14 protein-coding genes are annotated in these 21,062 nt (G+C 69.2%); 7 read left to right on the top strand and 7 right to left on the bottom strand.

Features of this window, described 5'->3' with window-relative positions:
• Positions 1-101: 101 nt before the first annotated feature.
• The 5 genes from AB1578_00340 to AB1578_00320 all read right to left on the bottom strand — a co-directional run bounded on the left by AB1578_00340 (position 102) and on the right by AB1578_00320 (position 6,450).
• A complete protein-coding gene (locus tag AB1578_00340) occupies positions 102-1,688 on the bottom strand; it encodes an MFS transporter (GenBank protein ID MEW6486349.1) in 1,587 nt (528 codons plus the stop codon).
• Positions 1,685-2,107, bottom strand: coding sequence for a TM2 domain-containing protein (locus AB1578_00335; protein ID MEW6486348.1), 423 nt, complete (start codon positions 2,105-2,107; stop codon positions 1,685-1,687). Before AB1578_00335 ends, AB1578_00340 begins: the two co-directional genes overlap by 4 nt.
• 27 nt (positions 2,108-2,134) lie before the next feature.
• On the bottom strand, positions 2,135-2,968 hold the full coding sequence (locus AB1578_00330) for an ATP-binding protein (protein MEW6486347.1): 834 nt from the start codon (positions 2,966-2,968) through the stop codon (positions 2,135-2,137).
• A gap of 156 nt (positions 2,969-3,124) precedes the next feature.
• Complete coding sequence (locus AB1578_00325) at positions 3,125-3,925, bottom strand: GAF domain-containing protein (protein MEW6486346.1); 801 nt, start codon at positions 3,923-3,925, stop codon at positions 3,125-3,127.
• Positions 3,926-4,089: 164 nt separating this feature from the next.
• On the bottom strand, positions 4,090-6,450 hold the full coding sequence (locus AB1578_00320; protein ID MEW6486345.1) for a PAS domain S-box protein: 2,361 nt from the start codon (positions 6,448-6,450) through the stop codon (positions 4,090-4,092).
• A 332-nt stretch (positions 6,451-6,782) separates the two neighbouring features.
• On the opposite strand from AB1578_00320, the gene AB1578_00315 reads away from it, so the two are divergent.
• From AB1578_00315 to AB1578_00300, 4 genes are all read left to right on the top strand, one after another.
• Positions 6,783-7,427, top strand: coding sequence for a DUF2284 domain-containing protein (locus tag AB1578_00315; GenBank protein MEW6486344.1), 645 nt, complete (start codon positions 6,783-6,785; stop codon positions 7,425-7,427).
• A 79-nt stretch (positions 7,428-7,506) separates the two neighbouring features.
• Positions 7,507-7,800, top strand: coding sequence for a putative quinol monooxygenase (locus AB1578_00310; protein ID MEW6486343.1), 294 nt, complete (start codon positions 7,507-7,509; stop codon positions 7,798-7,800).
• Between the two features lie 69 nt (positions 7,801-7,869).
• Entirely contained in the window at positions 7,870-10,008 is a 2,139-nt protein-coding gene (locus tag AB1578_00305; protein MEW6486342.1) for a molybdopterin-dependent oxidoreductase, read from the top strand.
• Between the two features lie 125 nt (positions 10,009-10,133).
• Entirely contained in the window at positions 10,134-12,239 is a 2,106-nt protein-coding gene (locus AB1578_00300; protein MEW6486341.1) for an acetate--CoA ligase family protein, read from the top strand.
• Positions 12,240-12,502: 263 nt separating this feature from the next.
• Here AB1578_00300 and AB1578_00295 read toward each other — a convergent pair whose 3' ends face one another.
• Positions 12,503-14,521 (bottom strand): methyl-accepting chemotaxis protein, encoded by a 2,019-nt coding sequence (locus tag AB1578_00295; protein MEW6486340.1) that lies wholly within the window; start codon positions 14,519-14,521, stop codon positions 12,503-12,505.
• 5 nt (positions 14,522-14,526) lie between these two features.
• Positions 14,527-14,895, bottom strand: a complete 369-nt coding sequence (locus tag AB1578_00290; protein ID MEW6486339.1) for a cytochrome C — start codon at positions 14,893-14,895, stop codon at positions 14,527-14,529.
• A 420-nt stretch (positions 14,896-15,315) separates the two neighbouring features.
• Here AB1578_00290 and AB1578_00285 point away from each other — a divergent pair, with 420 nt between their 5' ends.
• From AB1578_00285 to glpK, 3 genes are all read left to right on the top strand, one after another.
• Positions 15,316-18,018 (top strand): cytochrome c3 family protein, encoded by a 2,703-nt coding sequence (locus AB1578_00285; GenBank protein MEW6486338.1) that lies wholly within the window; start codon positions 15,316-15,318, stop codon positions 18,016-18,018.
• A gap of 13 nt (positions 18,019-18,031) precedes the next feature.
• Complete coding sequence (locus tag AB1578_00280; protein MEW6486337.1) at positions 18,032-19,267, top strand: hypothetical protein; 1,236 nt, start codon at positions 18,032-18,034, stop codon at positions 19,265-19,267.
• 301 nt (positions 19,268-19,568) lie between these two features.
• Positions 19,569-21,050: a glycerol kinase GlpK gene (glpK, locus tag AB1578_00275; GenBank protein ID MEW6486336.1), complete on the top strand. Its 1,482-nt coding sequence runs from the start codon at positions 19,569-19,571 to the stop codon at positions 21,048-21,050.
• Positions 21,051-21,062 lie beyond the last annotated feature (12 nt).

Below are 21,062 nucleotides of genomic sequence, written 5' to 3'. Positions count from 1 at the left end.
AGCTCGCCCCCCTTCTCGCCGCGCAAGGGGTGGCGTCGGCAGTTTCCTCCCGCCTCGGGAAGCGGACGGTCCCCCACGACCCGGCCCTGACCGGGGCCGCCCTACGGGCGGTCCTGGAGAAGGCTGCCGCCGCTTCGGCCCCCGGCGCCGCCCTGCGCGTCGCGCTGGAGGAGGCGCCGGGGGGCTGGGCGGTGCGGGTGGGAAGCGCCGGCTCCGGCGTCGAGGCGGGCGAGCGCCGGGACTTCTTCGACCCCTTCTTCCGCACCCACCCCTGGGCCGACGACCTGGGCCTCACCCTGGCCGCCGCCGCCCTGGCGCGCCAGGGCGGCGCCCTGCACCTGGGAACCGAACCGGACCGGGGCCCGGACTTCGCACTCCTTCTCTCCGCCAGCGCCCCCCAGGAGGTGGGGTGAAGGGTGAAGGGGCCCCCGCCGGCGGGCAACGGCGTACCACGCCAGCCCCGCGACCTGGCACGCCAGCAGCGCGCCGAACCCGACCCGGTACCCCTGCGGAGCGTACCCGTCCCCGGGGCCCACAGGCCAGAGACCCACCACCGCTCCCAGGCCCCACTGGGCGGCAAACGCCGCCACGAATACCAGGAGATTGAGCGCCGTATTCACCCGGCCCGCCAGGTGGGCGGGGAAGACCTGGGTGAGGGCGGCGTAGGACACCACCCCCGCCGTGCCCAGGAACCCGTACGCGGCCCAGAAGAATCCGGGCGCCCCCCCGAGCCCCCCCAGCAGGAACGCCTGCAAGACCATGAACGCCGCCATGCCCCCGGCGGCAAAAGTCCCCGTGGGGATGCCCCGGCGTCCGGCCCGCTCGGCCCCCGCCCCGAGCGCGAGATAACCCGCCGTCATCCCCGCCGCGGTGCCGAGCAGTACCACCGATGCCGGCCCCCGCTCCAGCCCCGCCACGTCCCGCAGCCACGGGCCCGCCCACAGCCCCTGCACCGCCAGGTACGTGGCCTGGGATGCCACCGCCAGGGGCGCGAGTCCCCAGAAGCGCGGGCTCCCGAACACCTCCACCAGCCCCCGCAGCTGCGCTCTGAGCCCCACCCCCGCCGCCGCCACGGGCCGGCGGGGCACCAGGAGGAGCAGGGCCGCCGCAGCCACCGTGAGCACCGACACCGCCTGGAACACCCCCCGCCAGTCCGTGAACCGCAGCGCCGCCTCCACGGGGGCCGTCGCCGCCAGGGCGCCCAGGCCCCCCGCGGCGAGCTGGACGCCGTTGACCAGCGCGAGCTTCTCCCGGGGAAACCACTGCACGAAGGCCCGGAAAGCCGCCATCAGGCAGGCCGAGACCCCCAGGCCGATGAGGGCCCGGCCGGCGGCGAGCCCCGCCGGGGTCCGGGCGAGCGAGAAGACCAGGCCCCCGGCCGCAGCCACCAGCAGCAGGCACGCCTCCACCTTGCGCGGCTCGAATCGGTCCAGCAGCACCCCAAGGGGCAGTTGCAGGGCCGCGAAGGCCAGGAGGTAGGCCGCGGTCAGGAGCCCCAGATCCCCCGCGGTGAGCCCCAGCTCCGCCGCGAGCTCCGGCCCGATGACCGCGTTGACAACCCGAAAGAGGTACGACAGGAAATACCCGAAGGCAAACGGGGCCACCACCCGCAGGGCCGTCGCCGCCGGCAGGCGCACCGGGCCCGGCCCGGTCGCGCCCCTTGCTGATCCCGGCTCCTGCTCCCTCACCTGCCGGGCTCCGGGCGGGGCCCGGCTGGCCCGCTGCGGGCGTTCACCACGGTGATCTGGTCGTTCAGGGTGAGGAAATCATACACCCAGCCCAGGCCCAGGAGGCCGCCCGTGAGGAGCCACAGGATCCCGGTGCCCCACTTGCCCAGGTACATCCGGTGCACGCCCAGGGGCCCCAGGAACGTCAGGAGGATCCACGCGACGTTGTAGTCCACGGGACCCGGCCGAAAGCGCAGATCCGCCTCCCGGTCCATGGAGGGGATGAGGAAGAGGTCCACCAGCCACCCCACCCCCAGGAGCCCCAGGGTGAGGAACCAGATCACCCCCGAGACGGGCTTCCCGTAGTAGAAGCGGTGGGCCCCGGTAAACCCGAAGAGCCACACGATGTAGCCGATGGACTTGCGATGCGTGTCGGGCAAAGGTGCCTCCCCGCCGGCGAAACCTGGCTATACGGTAAAGAAGAACGTCGCCCCCTCGCCTGGCACCGACTCGGCCCACACCTGCCCTCCGTGACGGTGGATGATGCGCTGTACCGTGGCCAGGCCGATGCCGGTGCCTGGAAACTCAGCTTCCCCGTGAAGCCGCTGGAACGCCCCGAAGAGCTTGCCGGCGTAAGCCGCGTCGAATCCGACCCCGTTGTCCCGCACGAAGTAGACCGGTCGGTCCGCAGCCCAGGGCGCCTCCCCTTCCGAGCCCTCCAGGCTGTCGAACTCGATGGCCGCGCCGGAGCGCTTCGAGGTAAATTTCCAAGCGTTCCCCAGGAGGTTCTCCAGAGCGATGCGCAGCAGGGCCGGGTCGACCTCGGCCACGAGCCCAGTAGCGATCCGAACGCTCACCACCCGCGAAGGCTCCGCGGCGCGCAACCCCTCGACGACCTCCTGCGCGATGCGGCTCAAGTCCACGGGAACCCGGTGCATTTCCTGCTGCGTCAGACGAGAGAGCCGCAAGAGGGCATCGATCAGCTGCCCCATGCGCAGGGTGGCTCCTCGAATCCGGCGCAGATAGTCCCGACCAAGGTCGTCGAGCCGCTCGGCGTAATCCTCCTCGAGAGCGCGACCAAAATCATGGATCCTTTCCAGGGGGGCACGCAGGTCGTGGGAGACAGAGTAGGCAAACGCCTCGAGTTCCCGATTGGTCGCCTCGACCTGGAGCGTGCGTTCGATCACCTGCCGCTGCAGTTCGGACACGGACCGGGCGTATGCTTCCAGTTGCCGAGTGCTGGATTCCACGAGGTCCGCGGTCCCCTCCATGGCGCTCTGGTCCCGCTCCTCCAAGCCCATGCGGAGCTCTTTCTCCGCCCGCCTGCGCGCCGCCATCGCTCGCCGGAGCGCAACACCGAGCGCAACCGCCGTCAACCCCCACACAGTCCCCAACACGATGGTCAGCGCGTCCACGGCCTCTGCTTCTTCCCTCTTCCCCTGACGCCAGGGTACGACTCACCCCCTTGGGGAAAGCGGCTCGGGACCGGGCGGCGGGGACTTTGCTCGCCTGTGGAGACGGGTACCGCCCATCACCGCAAAGGTGCCGGCCGGTTCCGGCGCACCGGGCAAGCAAATCGGTCGCGTCTCCAGCGGCGCCAGCCCGGCTTCGCCTTCCTCGGCGGCCGGACCCGCCTTCCTTGGGCTGCCCGTGGCGATGCGGTGCCCCAGTCGGTCGAACAGCACGATGCGATCCGGCGGCACGTCGGGGGCGAGGGAAGAGCGCCGCTGGAGCAACTGGACCCGCTCGAGCTCCACTTGTGCCCGGATCTGCGCGGAGATATGCGACGCGAGAGAGTACACCAGATCGGTCGCCTTGTCCCGAAACTGGGCCTGCGTGGTCGTGAAGTCCACGACACCCAGAACCTCCTGGGTGAAGGGGTCGAGCACCGGAGCCCCGGCGCAGGTCCAGCGGTGCCACCCCGCGGAGAAATGCTCCGAAGAAAAGACGTGCACCGGCGTCCGGCGGGCCAGCGCGGTTCCGATCCCGTTTGTGCCGGCCAAAGCCTCACCCCACTGGCCGCCCTCGACGAGATTGCTCTCGCCAGCCGCCTCGAGTCGAACCGACGCATCACCGGTCACGCACAATATGGTTCCCTCGGCGTCGGCGAAGATCAGGATCCCGGAAATCCCGGACAGGGTCCTGCGAACCCGCTCGAACGAGCGCCGGGCGATCCCAATCAGGAACTCCTTCTCCTCGGCGAGCCTGCCGAAGGCCTCGGCGGACAGGAGCGGCGCCTTCGCCAGGAGAGGATCCACCCCTAGACTCTGGACCCGCGCCCACTCCTGGATCAGCATCTGATGATAGGGGTCGCGAAGGTCCTCCTCTCTCAACCGGCGAACATGGAACCTCTCCCAGAGTTTCTCCGTCCGCCGCCGGTCCTTGGCGTGGGTCAGATACAGGTTTCGCACAGTCGTGGGGATCATGTCGGATGAGACCTCGCATCCCCCGGCGGCTCGGGAGACGGCCGCCGCGGACGTTGTATCTCCCCAGCGGCCCTCTCCCGATCCAGGGCGCGCCGGACGGCCTCGCCGATTTGTCGCAGGGTCGCGGGCTTGTGGAGGATCTCGACCGGAGCCAGTGCCTCCAGCTCATTACGGGCAGTTCGGACGAGGCCGCTGGACAGAACAACCGGAAGGTCGGGTCGAATGTTTCGGAGCTCTCGGGCAAGCGCCACCCCGGTCATCTTCGGCATGATGTCATCGGTGACGACGAGGTCGAACGCGTCAGGGTCTGCGCGGAACCGTTCCAGTGCCTCCAGGCTGCCGGTCGCGGTGGCCACCCGGTACCCGAGCGCTTGGAGCGCCTTGCGGCCGATTTCGACGATATCCGGTTCGTCGTCGACGTAGAGGATGCGCTCGTTTCCCGTGGGCGCGGCCGTTCCCGTCTCCGCTTTCTCGGGCTCGCGAGGCGCGATCTTCGGCAGGTAGACGTGAAACGAGGTACCGTGTCCGGGTTCGCTGTACACCCGAACCGCCCCCCCAAAGCTCGTGACGATGCCGTGAACGGCCGCCAGGCCCAACCCCGTACCCCCGCGCCCACCTCGGGTCGTGAAGAAGGGCTCGAAGATGCGCTCCATGAGCTCTTTGGTCATGCCGCATCCCGTGTCGGTCACGCTAAGCCGCAGATACGGGCCCTCCCGCAGCTCTGGGTGGTGGGCGAGAAATTCGGCGTCCGGGTTCACCTGCGCGAGCGTCACCTCGAGCACACCGGGGTTGCCCTCCATCGCCTGCGCTGCATTCGTGCACAGGTTGACGAGCACCTGATGGATGCGGGTGGGGTCCCCAAGCACGAAGTCTTCGGGCGTCGCGATGTGGTGCCGGAACTCGATGGTCTTGGGAAGGGACCCTCGGAGGAGTTCCAGGGTCTCGGCGATCATCGGGCCCAGCCGAAGGGGGCGCCTGGGCTGCTCCGCCTCTCGGCTGAAGGCCAGGATCCTGTCGATCAGGTCCCGAGCCCGGTCCGAGGCAGACAAGACCCGAGCCAGGTTCTCCCTGCCTTCGCTCCCCTCCGGGAGGTCGTCGAACGTCAGCTGTGTGAATCCGATGATCGGCATGAGGAGGTTCTTGAAGTCGTGGGCGATGCCTCCGGCCAGGGTGCCCAGGGCGTCGAGCTTCTGCGCCTGCCGAAACTGCCGCTCCATGCGCAGCTGTTCGGTCACGTCGCGCCGCACCGCGACGAAGTTTACGAGCCGCGCCGCCCCGTCCCGCACCGGAGACAGCGTGCAATCCTCCTCGAAGACACTTCCGTCCTTTCGCTTCCCGACGAGGTGGCCGGTCCACCCCCGTCCGGTCTCCAAGCACGCCGCCAAGGCTCTCAGTACTGCCTCGTCCGTGGCTTCCTGGTTCAGGAACACGAGACTGCGCCCCTGCACCTCCTGCAAGCCGTATCCGGTTACCGCCTCGAACGCTGGATTCGCGTACTCGATCTCGCCTCGCGTCCCGGCGATGACGATGGCCTCGGCCGCCTGTTCCACGGCGGTGGCCAGTCGGCTGCGCTCCCGCTCGGATTGCTGGAGCTGCGTGAGGTCGGCGGCCACGCCCCGCAGCCCCACGGCACGGCCGCCCCTCAGGATCGCGTTGGAATGGATGAGCACCGGGAAGATCGTGCCATCCTTGCGAAGAGCCGAGTAGGCGTTGGCAGCAACCCTGCGCCCCGCCAGGATCGCCTCCATATTCGCCCGCGCCCTCGGTCGGTCCTCGGGGCAAAGGAGATGGAGGACCGGGAGGCCGTCGCGGATCTCCTGGAGGCTGAACCCGAAAAGTTCCAGGCCCGTCCGGTTGATGAAGGTCAGGACGCCTTCCTCTCCCGCTTCGAACACCGTCTCCGGCAGCAAATCGGCCAGCTCCCGAAATCTCTCTTCGCTCGCCCGAAGCTCCTCGGCCGCTTGTCGCCGCTCCCGGCGCATCTGGGCTTCCCGAAGTTCCCGACCCACCGCCGGCGCGAGCCGGGCCAGGTTGCGCTTCATCACGAAGTCGTGGGCGCCGGCCCTCAACGCCTGCACCGCCGTCTCTTCCCCGATCACCCGAGACACCATCAGGAAGGGAAGGTCCAGCCCCTTTCCCTGGAGCAAGGCAAGGGCCGCCGGCCCGCTGAACCGGGGCATGCTGTAGTCGGAGATGACGACGTCCCAGCGTTCTCGATCGAGCGCCGCTTCCATGTCCTGCGCCGTCTCGACGCGGCGAGAGGCACAGTCGTAACCGCCCCGTTTGAGCTCGCGCAGCACCAGCAGCGCGTCGTCTTCCGAGTCGTCTACCACCAGGACGCGAAGAGGAGTTCCCACGGCCGCTCCCCCAACCACCTCGAGAGTACGTAAGGGACGAAGGCAGCATAGGCCCAGGCTCCATGGGGCACAAGCCGCTCGCCGACCGCGATTCGCGATCGGGATTTTCAAGGGGGGGGTCTAGGCCCAGTTCCCATGACGGCGTCCTGCTGGGGCCTCCCGGGGGGGGGCCGCACACGCAGTGCCTTGCCTGCGCGCAGCCGGGAAAGCCCCCACGTCACCGAGAGGCGGCACCCGCCGCTCCTTGCCCCCTCCATGACCTCGCTGTAAAAAGGGGGAAGTTTGGGCGAGGCCATCGGAGAAACAGCGACCGGGCGGAAGGGAGAGGCGCGATGAAGGGGATCGGGAAGATTCGGCTGGACCGCAGTGCGGACGAGGTGGACCGGGATCTGGAGCGGTACGTGGAGAAGGCTTTGGAGCTGGGGGCTTCCCGGGCGAAGCAGGTGTCGTGCAGCGAGATTCCGGTGGACGAGCGGGTGACCCTGAAGTGCCAGATTCCACGGTGCTTTGGCTACGGGGTGTGCGCCCACTGCCCGCCCAATACCCTGAAGCCCTCGGAGCTCGCCTCCCAGCTTCGCGCCTACCGCCGGGCGGTGTTCTTCGTCAAGGACGTGCCGTCCGAGGTGATCGTGCGCAACAAGGCCACCATCCAGGAGCGCATCGACGTCTACCGCGAGCTCTACGAGATCGTGAACCAGATCGAGTCCCTGGCCTTCTACGACGGCCACTACCTGGCCTTCGGCCTCGCCGCCGGCTCCTGCCGCCACTCCTACTGCTCCCAGGCAAAGGACTGCGCCGCCCTCCAAGGGGAGCGCTGCCGGTTTTCGCTCAAGTCCAGACCGTCCATGGAAGCGGTGGGCGTGGACGTGTTTCGCATGGCCGCTGCGGCCGGCTGGGACATCTACCCCATCGGGAGCGATGCCCGGCCCGAAGACGTGCCCAAGGGGACCCTTGCCGGGCTCGTGGTCGTCTGCTGACGCCGCTGCCTCTCCTGCAGCCTGCGGGGGCGGCAGGGGATCACCGATCCATCCACCGTCGAGACGGGAGGTCCACGCCATGCTCGCCGTGATTGCCAAGCTGCCGGTCCAGGAAGGGAAGGTCGACGACGCCATCGCGGTGCTCCGCGAATTGATGGCGCACGTGGCTCGCGAGGAGGGCACCCTCCTGTACACGATGAACCGGGCCAAAGCGGATCCCAATACGATCGTGATGATCGAACGGTACCAAGACAAAGCGGCGTTGGCCGCCCACTCTTCGTCGCCGCACTTCCAGGCGCTCTTTCCAAAGATCCAGGGCCTCCTGGCCGGCCCGGCCGAGATCTCGGTCTTCCAGGAGCTCTACAGCACCTGATCCCGGCTGCCCACCCGCCGCCCGACTCGCCGCAGGCCGTTTCGCGTGGCCTGCCGGAGGAGGAATCCCATGACCTCGACCGATGCCCTAGACGACGTCCGGCGCGTGCGCACCGCGTGCTCCTACGACTGCGGGGGGCGGTGCCTGCTCGAGGTGGAGGCGTCGGGCGACCGTGTCCGGCACATCGGCACCGATCCGGCCCCGGACTCGCGCGTCCGGGCCTGCGGGCGGGGGCTCGCCCAGGGGGAGGTGGTGCGCGCCCCCGATCGGCTCACCGCTCCGCTGCGGCGGGTGGGGGAGCGGGGGAGCGGAGACTTCGCGCCCGTCTCCTGGGACGAGGCGCTGGCCACGGTGGCGGGAGAGCTCGCCCGGGTGCGGGACCGCTACGGCCCCGCGTCGGTGGTCCTGCTGGACTCCTACGGCTCCCTGGGAGCTCTCCACAACACCTCCAACACGGCCCGCCGGTTCTTCTCCCTGTTCGGGGGCGCCACCACCCGGTGGGGCAACACCTCGCTGGAGGGGGCCATCTTCGCCTCCCGGGCCACCTTCGGCGCAGCCCTCACCGGTTCGACCCGCGACACGCTCCTCTCCTCGCGGCTCGTCTTCCTGTGGGGCTGGAACCCCGTGGTCACGCGGTTCGGGCCCGACACCGTGGGCTACCTGGAGAAGGCCCGGGAGCAGGGGGCGAAGATCGTCTGCGTGGACCCCCGGCAAAGCCCCTCGGCCGCCGCCCTGGCCGACGAGTGGGTTCCCATCCGGCCGGGCACCGACGCGGCGATGCTCATCGCCATGGCCCACGTGACGATCGCCGAGGACCTGCACGACCTGGCGTTCCTAGAGGCGCACACCACCGGCTTCGAGCGCTTTGCCGAGTACGTCCTGGGCCGCCCGGACGGGGTGCCCAAGACGCCCCAGTGGGCCGAGGTCGTCACGGGCGTGCCGGCCGAGACCATCGAGCGACTCGCGCGGCTCTATGCCACGGTCCGCCCCGCCGCCCTCTGCACCGGGTGGGCACCGGGGCGCAGCGCCTTCGGCGAGCAGTTTCACCGGGCCGCCCAGGTGCTGTGCGCCATGACCGGCAACCTCGGGGTCGAGGGCGGGTGGGTCGCAGGCGGCACGGGCATCCTGCCCCTGGGCTCCCTGGCCAAGTCCCTGCCCGTGCCCAAGGCCGCGGGCCCCCAGCTCCACGGCACCGAGCTCTACGACGCGCTGGTTCGGGGCAAGGAGGGCGGGTACCCGGTCGACCCGAAGCTCCTCTACGTGGTCGGGTGCAACTTTCTCAACCAGCTCCTCGACGTGAGGCGGGGGGCACAGGCGCTCCAGACGCCGGAGTTCGTGGTCGTCCACGAGCTCTTTCTGACCCCAACGGCCCGCCACGCCGACCTTGTGCTGCCGGTCACCCACTTCCTGGAGCGCGACGACGTGGGGCAGCCCTGGGCCGGCGGTCCCTACGTCATCGGCATGGAGAAGGCGCTGGAGCCGCTGCCCGAGACCCGGTCGGACCTGGAGATCTTCACCGAGCTCGCCGCGCGGATGGGCATCGCGGAATACAACGACAAGGCGGATGAGGAGTGGCTGCGGGAGATGGTCGCCGCGACCCCCGGCCTTCCCGACTTCGAGACCCTCAAGCGCCAGGGCGTCCACCGCCTGGATCCCGACCGGCCCTGGGTCGCCTTTCGCGAGCAGATCGAGGACCCCACCCGCCATCGGTTTCGGACTCCATCGGGGAAGATCGAGATCCACAGCCAGAAGCTCGCCGAGCTCGACGACCCCCTGGTCCCCCCCATCCCCACCTATCTGACGGGTTGGGAGGGCCCGGGTCACGCACTCGCGGCCCGCTACCCCCTCCAACTCGTGAGCCCCCACTCCCGGGGCCGGATCAACTCCCAGGGCGACAACATCCCCCGCATGAAGGCCCTGGCCGACGACGCGCTCTGGCTCCACCCCGACGACGCCGCGGCGCGCGACATTGCCGACGGCGACCGGGTCCGGGTGGTGAGCGACCGGGGAGAGCTCTCGGCGCTCGCCAAGGTCACGGACCGCATCATGCCCGGCGTCGTGAGCCTGGACGCCGGCGCCTGGTACCGGCCCGACGCAGCCGGAGTCGACCGCGGAGGCTCGGTCAACGTGCTCACCGGCGGCCGCCGCTCGCCGGGAGGGGCCTTCCCCGGAAGCACCTGTCTCGTGGAGGTCCGCAGGGAGGCTTGAGAGCCGCAGGAAGGACCTTCGGGCACCAAGGCGCGGGAAAGGGGGCCGTCGCGGCGCAGCCGCACGCACACGGCACCCGGGCCCCTCAGAAATCCAGACCTCGAACCCTCGACGGGAGGCTCCGCATGAAAGCGACGGTAGAGACCATTGCCGCGGCCCTGGCGGCCAACCACGCGACGTTGTCGGAGTACGAGAGCAAGCGCATCCTGGAGGCCTACGACATCCCGACCGCTCGGGAGGCCCTCGTGGACGAGCTCGCGGAAGTCGAAGCCGCAGCGGAGCGGTTCGGTTATCCGGTGGTCCTGAAGGTGTGTTCCCCCGCGGTGTCCCACAAGACCGAGGGGGGGCTCATGGAGCTGAACATCGCAGATCGGGCGGGCCTCCAGCGTGCCCACCACCGCCTCGCACCCCGCGCGAAGGAGCTGGGCGGCCGGCTCCTGGTCCAGGAGATGGTGGCCGGTTCGCGGGAGCTGGTGGCCGGGCTGATCCGGGACCCCCAGCTGGGCCCGTGCGTGATGTTCGGCCTGGGGGGCATCTTCACCGAAGTGCTCCAAGACGTGTGCTTCCGCCCCGCGCCCCTGACCCGCGACGACGCCCTCGAGATGTGCCGGGAGATCCGAGGCCGCAAGATCCTGGAGGCCGTTCGCGGCATGGCACCCGTCGACCTGGAGGAGCTGGCCCGCTGCCTCACCGCCCTGGGCCGGATCGGCGTGGACCACCCCGAGATTCGGGAAATCGACGTCAACCCCCTCATCGTGCGCGGCGGCCGGCCGGTGGCGGTGGACGCCCTGGTGGTGCTGGAAGCCTCGTCGGCGACCCAGGAGCAGCCGCCCGCCCCCGCCACCGGGCTCAAGCCCTTCTTCGAGCCCGATAGCGTGGTGGTGGTCGGCGCATCCCAGACCCCCCACAAGGCCGGAAACGACGTCATCCGGAACATCCTGGCCAACGGCTATCGCGGGCGCCTCTACCTGGTGAACCCCAGGGGCGGCGAGATCCTGGGGCACACCGTCCATCCCTCGATTCACGACGTGCCCGACGGCGTGGATCTGGCCATCGTCATCCTGCCGGCGGGCGCGACCCCCCAGACCATCCGCGACTGTGCCGCCAAGGGCATCAAGGCCGTCGTCCTGGCGGCCAGCGGCTTTGCCGAGGTGGACGAGGAGGGCAGCGCGCTGCAAGAGGAGACGGTGCGCGCGATCCGGGAAACCGGCGTCCGGGTGCTGGGGCCCAACACCTCCGGCCACACCAGCACCCCCCACCACTTCACGTCCAGCTTCTTCCCGTTGGGGAAGATCGAGCGCGGGAACATCTCCTACCTGGCACAGACCGGCAACTTTGCCACCCACACCATGCGCTACATCCTCACGGGCGAGCATTTCGGCGTCGCCCGGGTGATCGGCCTGGGAAACAAGCTCGACGTGGAGGAGAGCGAGGTTCTGGAGTACTACGGGAACGACCCGGAGACCCGGGCCATCTTCGTGTACCTGGAGAGCTTCAAGCACCCCCGGCGGTTCCTGGAGGTGGCCGCGCGGGTCACCCGGCACAAGCCGGTGATCCTGCTCAAGGGCGGCGCCACCCAGGAGGGGGCCAAGGCGGCCGTGGCCCACACCGCCGCCCTCGCCTCCGACGATCGGGTGATCGACGGCGCCCTGCGGCAGGCTGGCGTCGTGCGCGTCCACCAGTACTCGCACCTCATCCTCGCGGCGAAGGCGCTGGCGGCGATGCCGCTCCCCCGCGGCGACCGGGTGAGCTTCATGGCGCCCTCCGGGGCCATGCTCGTGTGCATGACGGACTACTGCCGCCGCCACGTGGGCCTGCAAGTGCCGGCCGTGGAAGAGGAGACCCGCCGGAGGCTCCAGGAGATCAGCCCTCCCTACATCCGCATGCGCAATCCGGTGGACATCTGGCCCGCGGCGGCCGCCAGCGGCGTGGACTTCGCGTATCGGGAGGCAGCCGAGGCGGTCCTCAAGGACCCCAACATCGACGCCCTGGTGATGATCCTGATGCTCACGGACGAAACGGGTGTCCCGCCGCTGGACTTCATCGTCGACGTGGCGCGGCGATATCCCGACAAGCCCTTCTACGTGACCTTCAGCGCCCAGAAGAAGCACATGGACGCGGCCAAGGCCTTCCTCGAGCCGAAGGGGGTACCGACGTTCCCGCTGATCGAGGAGCCGTTCGAGGTGTTGAGCATTCTGGCCCGCTGCCGCCAAGCGATGGAAAGACCGTAGGCGCTGCGCCGGGGGCTTCAGGGTCTTGCAGACCCTTCAGTTGACCTACGCGGCTTGGTGCTACTTGGGGTCCCTTCGGGGCCGGGACGTGGAGAAGGACATCCGCTGGAAGCGGATGGCAGCGCCGTGTCCCAGCGTCCCGGTCGACGGCCCCGTTTCGGGGCGGGTGCTGGGGTTATGAGCAGAAGGAGGCGGGCGCGGGCGCCAAGAGAGAGTTCGGCCGAGCCCGCCCCGAGCGGCCGCCGGGGAGGGAGCCTGGGGTTCTAAGAGGGCGCAGAGCCCGAGCGGTGGAAGCGCTCCAGCAGGGCGTCGAGCCTCACGCTGGCTTCGGAGAGGTGGAGCACCTCCTCCGACGCCTGTCCGAGGTCGTTCTTGGTATTGACCAGCAGCTCTTCCACCCGGGCGATCAGGCGGGGCACCTCGGGGGCGGCCCGGCTCTGCTCCTCCATGGAGGTGGCGATCTCGAGGATGCGGGCGGTGGTGTTCTCGGTGGCGGCGCGGATGCGCCGCAGCGCTTCGGTGGCCTGCCCCGTGGTGTCGAGCCCCATTCGGGACCGCTCCCGTGCCGCGTCGACCCGCTCCGAGACCTCCTTGGAGACCTCCCGCACCTCCTTGACCAGGGTGAGGATCTGCCGGGTGGCCCGGGAACTCTGTTCGGCGAGTTTCTTGACCTCGGATGCCACCACGGCGAACCCTCGGCCGTGCTCCCCCGCCCTGGCCGCTTCGATGGCGGCATTCAGCGCCAGCAGGTTGGTGAGGTCCGCGATGTCCTCGATGCTCCCCGAGATCCCCCGGATGCCGTCCATGTGGCTGTTGAGTTTTTCCATGGCCCCAATCACCCCGTCGATGGCCTCGACCATCTCGGTGACCGCGTTGCGCGACTCGTCCATTCGGTGCTCGCCGTCCCCCGCCAGGTCCTTCGACTCGCAGGCCATCTGCTCCAGGTCATTGCAGGTGGCCGCCACATGCTCCACGGACGCGGCCATCTGCTGGCTCGCCGCCGCCGCGGAAGCCGTGGCTCCAGAGAGGTCCTTCTCCTGGGAGCCGAAGTTTTCGATGGCCGAGGTTACGGCCTGCACCGAGCGGCGCACCCCCTTCGAGGTGGTCTCCACCTCCCCGATGGCCGTGTCCAGCACCCCCACGGTTTCGTTGAAGGCCTCCGCCAAACGTGCCATCTCGGGATCGGAGGCCGCCGCCACCCGCACCGACAGGTCACCCTCTCCCATTCTCTGGATGCTGTGCCCCAGGTCCATCAGCGGCCGCGTCACCTGCTGCACCGCCCGCTGCAAGGCAAGCAGCAACATCGCCGAGATCGCGATGGAAACCGCTACCCCCACCCCGATGACCCGATTGCGGAACCGCGCCACCGGCGCCAGGGCCGCCGCGCGATCTTGTACCACGGCGATGCGCCATCCGGGGAAATCGGCAATCCGCTCGGGCCTCACCTCCGCGGCGACCCCGAAATACCGCCGGCCGTCGAGTTCGAATTCCCGAACTCCCCCCGGGCTGCCTGCGAGCCTGTCTGCGAAGGCGCCTGCCGCCTCCCGCCCCAGAGCAGCCGCGGGGCCGGTACCGATGACCTCTCCGGCACCGTCCAGCAGCAGGGGAAATCGGTTGACCCGTCCGTCCTCTCGACTCACCAGGTGGTCCAGGTACTGCCCGAACCAGGACCAGTCCAGGCCCGATATCCACAGGCCCACGGTGTCGTCCATGATGTCGAGCACCGGGTGGCTGAGGAGCAGTTCACGCCCCACCGGGGCGCCATCCCTGACCGCCTTCACCAGGGCCTCGGGCACCAGGGGTCCGGCCAGGGTCACCTGGGCGGACCCGAGGGCGGTCCGGAACCACTCCTGATCACCGAAGGAGGCCCGGGGCAGGGGGTGGGTTGCGATGGCCTCCCCGTCCCGGTCCACCTCGTTCATCGCGAACAGAGTGCCGTCGGGAAGCGCCAGCACCATGTGCGCGTAGATTCCCTTTTGCATGACGCTCTGCCTGGCGAACTCGACGAAGAATTTCGGGGCCTCGTTGTCCAGCGTCTGTGGTGCCACGTCGAGGCGCGCCCAGATGGAGAGGTCGCCGGCGCTGTCGTCAATCACCTCCACGATGCGCTGGGAGGCGCGCCGAGCGTCTTCCGCCAGTTGGGCCTCCACGGAGGTCAGGATCGCTTCCTCCCCCCGTCTCAGAGCGTAAATCCCGAGAGACAGGGAGGCCAGAAGCACTGCCGCGAGCCCCGCGACGAACAGCTTGGTTCGCATCCCCAGCGTGCGTTTCGCACGGCGCATGGCAATCACCTCTGGTCGATCATGTAGTACATGAGTTCGACGAGTTGCTTTGCCTCCGCCTTGTCGATGCCGGAGTTGGGCATGCGCATCATCTTCACGCCGTAGGCTTTGGCGGCCGCCTTGTCGAAGGGAGTGTTGGTCACGGTGGCGACCCCCGTGGCGATGGCGTCGACCGTGCGCTGGAAGTCGTGGCAGTCGGCCACGTTGCACCGGGCCTCCATTAACTTGTAGCTCGCCTGGTATTCGGGGGGAAACTGCGCCGGGTCGAACCGGCGGTCGGCTCCCTCTCCGATCACCTTCAGCCCCGCGTGGGCCGTAAGGGCGATCAGGCAAGCGGCACAAACGGCGGCAGCAATTCGGGTCGATCGTGTCATCTCTTACACCTCCTGCATCTGGTCAAGAAACTCGAACTCCTCCCCTGTCCCAAACCGCAAGGTCCACGACCTCTACCCCCCTCTTCGGACTAGAATTCGCCGACTTTAAGAAAATTCGACAACAACATCGAAGTTTTCTAGAAGAAATAGCCATTACACGGGTTACAAAACCATAACTCAAAAAACTTATATCGAATAACAATTCGAGATTCCCGAATTCTTTTGCTTTTTCTAAAGGCCCTTCCACGACTTGACGAAGGGATAGCAACGTGAGACCTCACCGCCGGGGGCGTATCTCCACGGCAACCCCAGCCAGAGGGAGGCAGATTCACCGGAAGCACCAAGAACAGGGCGATTGCGGGGCACCGCCCGCTCCGGGGGCGCCCCGACTCTCTTGCACTTGGATCAGGAGGAGTGAGGATGATGCGGAAGCAGTGGAACAGACGGATGGCGGGCAACTCGATCGTCTTCCTCGGCCTGGTGGCAGCCTGCGGCGGGGGCACCAGCGGAGGCACAGGCAGCGGCCCAGGCGCCGGCGAAGTGGACGTCTACGCCCGGACCGTTCAGCCGATTCTCAACGCGGCGTGCTCCTGCCACACCCCCGACAACCCGGTCGGGGGCTACCCGGTGGCCAAGACCCCCTACCTGAGCCTCTTCAGCCTGGGGCTGGTGACCCGGGGTAGCCCGGAGGACAGCCTGCTGCTGACCTCGATGCCGATCGGCCAGTGGAACCAGTACTTCACCGCCTCCCAGGTCGAGGTGCTCTCGCAGTGGATTCGCATGGGAGCGCCCCAATACGCAGCCGCCGACGACCTCGGCGGGGGAGGCGGCGCCGACTACGCCGGCGCCCGGTCCTGCTCCGTGTGCCATACCCGGATCACTCCCATCTGGCTGGGGGGCGCCCACGCCAACCTCGAGGCCAGGGACGACTCCCACCGGCCCCTGGATCTGGGGCTCAGCACCCACGGTTACCCGCCCTACGGCTACTATGGGCTGGGCACCGACCCCGACTGCACTCTGGTCTGCCACGACCCGTTGGGAGACGGCTTCGACCTGGCACCGAACTACACCGGCAACGTGCCCAGACCGGTGGTGGGCTGCGAAGCCTGCCACGGCCCGGGCGGCGACCACTTCGGTTCCGGACCCATCCCTTATGCCCGCCCCGGCGCGGCGCGCTGCGCACCGTGTCACAACGCCTCCTTCGATCACAACCGCTACTACCCGGAGGGCGACGAGATCTACGAAGACTACGCGGCCTCGCCCCATGCGCGGTCCATCAACGATCACACCTACGCGCAGGAGGGGTCCACCGCCGTGCGCGCCCTGTGCGCCAAGTGTCACACCGACGAAGGCGCCCGGGCGTTTCAGGCCATCGACGGCGGGTACGACGACCTGAGCGGGTCACCCACCTTCGCGGTCGCCCAGCCGGTGGCCGGTGCCACCCCCATCCAGTGCCGCACCTGTCACGACCCCCACGCGCCCGACGAACTGCTCGAACCCGCCCTCCTAGACGGCGACGGCAGGGTGGTGGAGTCGGCCGAGTACCGCACCTGCACCAACTGCCACCAGGTGACAGACAGCTACCACGGGGAGAACAGCCGGTACTCGTGGTCGGGGTACGCCGTAGGCTCCGGCGTGTTCTCCGGAGCCAGCATTATCTACGACACCCACTTCGACGACGGCAGCCAACCTGCGGGGGCCCGGGACCCCACCACCATCGAAGGCTACGTCCTCGACCCAGCCAGCGAGCGGGTCTGCCGCGACTGCCACAACGTCCACGCCTGCGACACCACCATCAACCAACAATGGGCCCGTTCCGGCCACGGCGGCCGCATTCTGGAGGCGAAGGAAGCGGCGGCCGCGGACCCGGCTCAAGCCGATACCGCCGCCATCCTCACCGCCGGGGTGACCGGTGACTACGGCGCCGCCTGGGCCAACTACGACTTCAAAGACGCGAGCCGCCGTTCCTGCCAGTACTGCCACACATCGACAGGATTTCGGAACTTCGTCTCCGCTCCGGAGACTTACGATCCCGCAGACAACGACTTCGTGGCCAGCGGAAGCCAGCGGGAACTGCTGTACTGCTGGGCCTGCCATCCGGACAGCGCCGGCGGCGTCCACGACCCCGGCGCCCTGTCGATCGCCTACCCCGGCACCTCCGCCGCCACCGGCTATCCGGACCTGGGTCCATCCAACGTGTGCGTCGCCTGCCACGCCGGCAGGGAGACCGGCCGGCGCATCGCCCAACTCGACCCCGGCGGCCTGGCCGACCTGGGTTTCATCAGCCCCCACTACATGGCCGCCACCGGCATCCTGTTCCGGACCACCGGCTACCAGTTCGCGGACGACGAGGGCAACCCCCTCTCCTACGCAGACGTCCCCTATTTTGCGCACGCCGCGGTGGGATCCACAGTTCTGGACGCCGAGACCGGGGCAACCGTGGAAGCCAGGCCCGGCACCGGAACCTCCGGTCCTTGCGTGGGCTGCCACATGACCCTGCCCCCGAAGGGCGAAGCGGAGGCAGCGGCGAACGCCGGAGCCGGCGAGGAACCGGCCGGGCAGCCGGTCGCCAATCACCTGCTTCTGGCCTACTCCTCCGAGGCGGGGAGGGCGCACGAGGAGCCGCCGGTGTGCGCCACGTGCCACGCGAATCACGGCGGCATGACCGCGGCCCTCGCCAAAGAAGAGAAGGCACACTACCGGGACGCCCTCGCGGCCCTGGCGGGCCAGGCTGCCCAGCGAGGCTTCCATCTCATCGCCAGCTACCCGTACCTGGTCGACGCTGAGGGCGCACCCGTCAGGAACTGGTACACCGATACCAACGGCAACGGCTACTCGGCCATCGACGCGAACGGCGACGGCAAGCTCGACGCTCCCGACCCGGACGACGCCTGGACCGGAATCCACAATCTGGGGGCATGCTTCAACCTGAGTCTGCTCAAGGGAGAACCCGGCGCTTTTGCCCACAACCGGATCTACGCCAAGCGTCTGATCTACGACTCCATCGACTGGCTCGACGATCACGCCCTCAACGGCTCCGTGGACCAGACCCTGGCGGCCCTGGGCGACGACACCGCCTATAAGGCCGGCGCGCGCGCATACCTCGGCCCCGAGCGTCCCTAGGATGAGGATGACCATGAACGGCATAACGCAGGAACCCCCCGTCGCGATTTCATCCTCCGCCCCGGCCGGGTACGTTCCCCTGGCCGCCGCCTGCCTGGCGCTGGCCCTGCTGTGGTCGGCGGCCGTACCTCCCGAGGCCGGCGCCATCGCCGCCTGGACCCGGGAGTACAACACCGAGTGCACCACCTGCCACACTCCGTTTCCCCACCGCAACGAGTTCGGGGAGGCCTTTCGCCGAAACGGTTACGTGTGGCCGGGCAGGACCCCGGCGGACAAGCCGGTCAACGCGCCGGAGGGATACTGGCTCAGCGGCATCCCCACGACCCTGCCCCTGAGCGTCTCCGCCCGCTTCCGCTTCGACTACGACCCGGAACTGGAAGACGACAAGGTGACCTCGGCCACCGACCTTCAACTCCACGCCGGGGGCAGCATCCGCAACAAGATCGGGTTCTTCGCCCATGACCTCACCGGCAGCGCCGAGGCCTTCGCCGTATACCGGCACCTGCAAGGCACCCCGATCAACCTGCGCTTCGGGCGCCTCATTCCCCAGACCACCCTGTGGAGGGAGAACCAGGGCTTCACCGCGTCGCTGCAGGCACCCCTGGCGTTTTCCGTAGCCGGCGGAGGAGGCCCCCTCACCGCCCCCCGGGACGCCGTGGAGCTCAATGCCGTCCTCGCCAAGCGCCTGTTCCTGGCCGCCGGCGTCGGGGACCGAAGGGGACAGGACACCATGGAGTTTTTCGGCCACTTGAGCTGCAAGATCGGCGGCGCCGACTTCCTCGGCAACCAACCGGACGTGGATTTCGACGTGGACAGCCTCTGGGACTTTCTCTCCCTCACCCTGTCCACGTATGGCTACGGCGGACGCATCGAACAGAACACCTACGACACCGACTTTTATCGCATCGGTGCGGAAGCCGAAGTGCTCTACCGCGCCTGGACTGTCCTGTTCAGCGGGGTGTTCGGGCACGACGACGACGTGGACGGCAACGGACTGGAGGTGGATTCGGTGGTGTGGATGGGAGAGGTGAACTATTTCTTCGCTCCCAACTACTCCGTGACCCTGCGCTACGAGAACGAGGACGTGGGCAACGCCCCGGACGGAATCGTGAAGCGGGTCATCGGAAACGTCGCCTACATCCCCTTCGAGACCGTGATCCTTCGCTTCGAGGGCCGCTACGTCCGCAGCCAGTCCGACGACGACCCCACCAACGTGGGAGGGCTGTTCCAGACCATCATTCACTTCTGACGGCTCCGCGACACCGCCGGAGAGGACTGCTGTTCGCGGGGTCACTGCGCGAGCGGCCGCAGAGGAGGCTGTGGCCGAACTCGGCGACCCAATGCTTGCTGCCGGGCTGGCCGTGGCGGAGGGGTTCGCTGGTTCTGAGAGTCCCGAGCGCTCCCCGCGCGCGGTGGCATCAGGGGCGAGAGAGGGAAACGGGATCGCGGGGAACGCTCGAAGGGAGGGCGAGCCGCGGGCCCGTGCCGGGGCTCCCGAATTCGGGTAAGCTCTGACGAAGCCCCCGTCCCCCACCCGCCGGAGAGCCGCCATGTCTGCCTTCCTCTCCCTGGATCAGGGAACCACGAGCAGCCGGGCCATCGTCTTCCACGACGACGGGAGCCCTGTGGCGTCGGCCCAGTGGGAGTTTCCCCAGCACTTTCCCGAGCCGGGGTGGGTGGAGCACGACCCGGAAGATCTGTGGCAGACCCAGCTCGCCACGGCCCGGGAAGCCCTGGAGCGCGCCCGGGCCTTGGGAGAGGTGGCAGCGGTGGGGATCACGAACCAGCGGGAGACCACCCTGGTGTGGGACCGGCGCACGGGGGAACCCCTGCACCGCGCCATCGTGTGGCAGGACCGGCGCACCGCGCCCCATACGGGGCGGCTCAAGGCGGAGGGGTGGGAGCCCCGGGTGCAGGAGAAGACGGGGCTGGTGCTCGACCCGTACTTCTCGGGGAGCAAGCTGGCGTGGCTGCTGGATCGGGTGCCGGGGCTCCGCCGGCGGGCCGAGGGCGGAGAGGTGTGCTTCGGCACGGTGGACACCTGGCTCCTCTTCCGCCTCACCGGGGGCCGGGTCCACGCCACCGACGTGACCAACGCGAGCCGCACGCTGCTGTTCGACATCCGGGGGCTGGACTGGGACGAGGAACTCCTGGAGCTCTTCCACGTCCCCCGGGAGGTGCTCCCGGAAGTGCGGGCCTCGGCGGGGTTCTTCGGGGAGACGGACCGGGAGGTCTTCGGCCGGTCGGTTCCGGTCACCGGCATCGCCGGCGACCAGCAGGCGGCCCTCTTCGGACAGGCGTGCCTCGCCCCGGGAGCGGCGAAGAACACCTACGGCACGGGGGCCTTCGTGGTGATGAACACCGGCGAGCGTCCGGTGCTCGGCCACGGGGTTCTCACCACGCTCGCCTGGCAGTTGGGGGGCAGGCCTCCCGTGTACGCCCTGGAGGGGTCGATCTTCATCGCCGGGGCGGCCGTGCAGTGGCTGCGGGACGGGCTGGGGCTCATCGGCACGGCCCCCGAGGTGGAGGCCCTGGCCCGCAGCGTCCCCGACGCCGGAGGCGTCTACTTCGTGCCGGCGCTGACGGGCCTCGGGGCCCCCCACTGGGACCCCCAGGCCCGGGGGCTGATCGTGGGCCTCACCCGGGGCACCACCCGGGCCCACCTGGCACGGGCGGCGCTGGAGGCCATGGCCTACCAGACCCGCGACGCCCTGGCCGCCATGGAGCAGGCGAGCGGCGTGGAGCTCCGGGACCTGCGGGCCGACGGCGGCGCCGCGGCCAACGACCTCCTCCTCCAGCTCCAGGCCGACGCCCTGGGCAAGGCGGTCCTGCGGCCCCGGGTCATCGAAACGACGGCGCTCGGCGCCTTCTACCTGGCCGCCGTGGGGGCGGGCCTCCTGGCGCCGGAGGCCATCCCCGAGCGCTGGGCCCTGGACCGGCGCTTCGAGCCCGAGGCCGAGCCCCTGGTGCGCGATCGCCTCTACGAGGGATGGCGGCGCGCGGTGGAGCGGGCCCGGAGCTGGGCGGTCTGAGGGGAGGTCGGA

It is taken from the genome of Thermodesulfobacteriota bacterium, assembly GCA_040756475.1.
Lineage (GTDB): Bacteria > Desulfobacterota > Deferrisomatia > Deferrisomatales > JACRMM01 > JBFLZB01.
The sequence above is the reverse complement of the archived record's forward strand: the minus strand, read 5'-3'. Positions and strand labels throughout refer to the sequence as shown.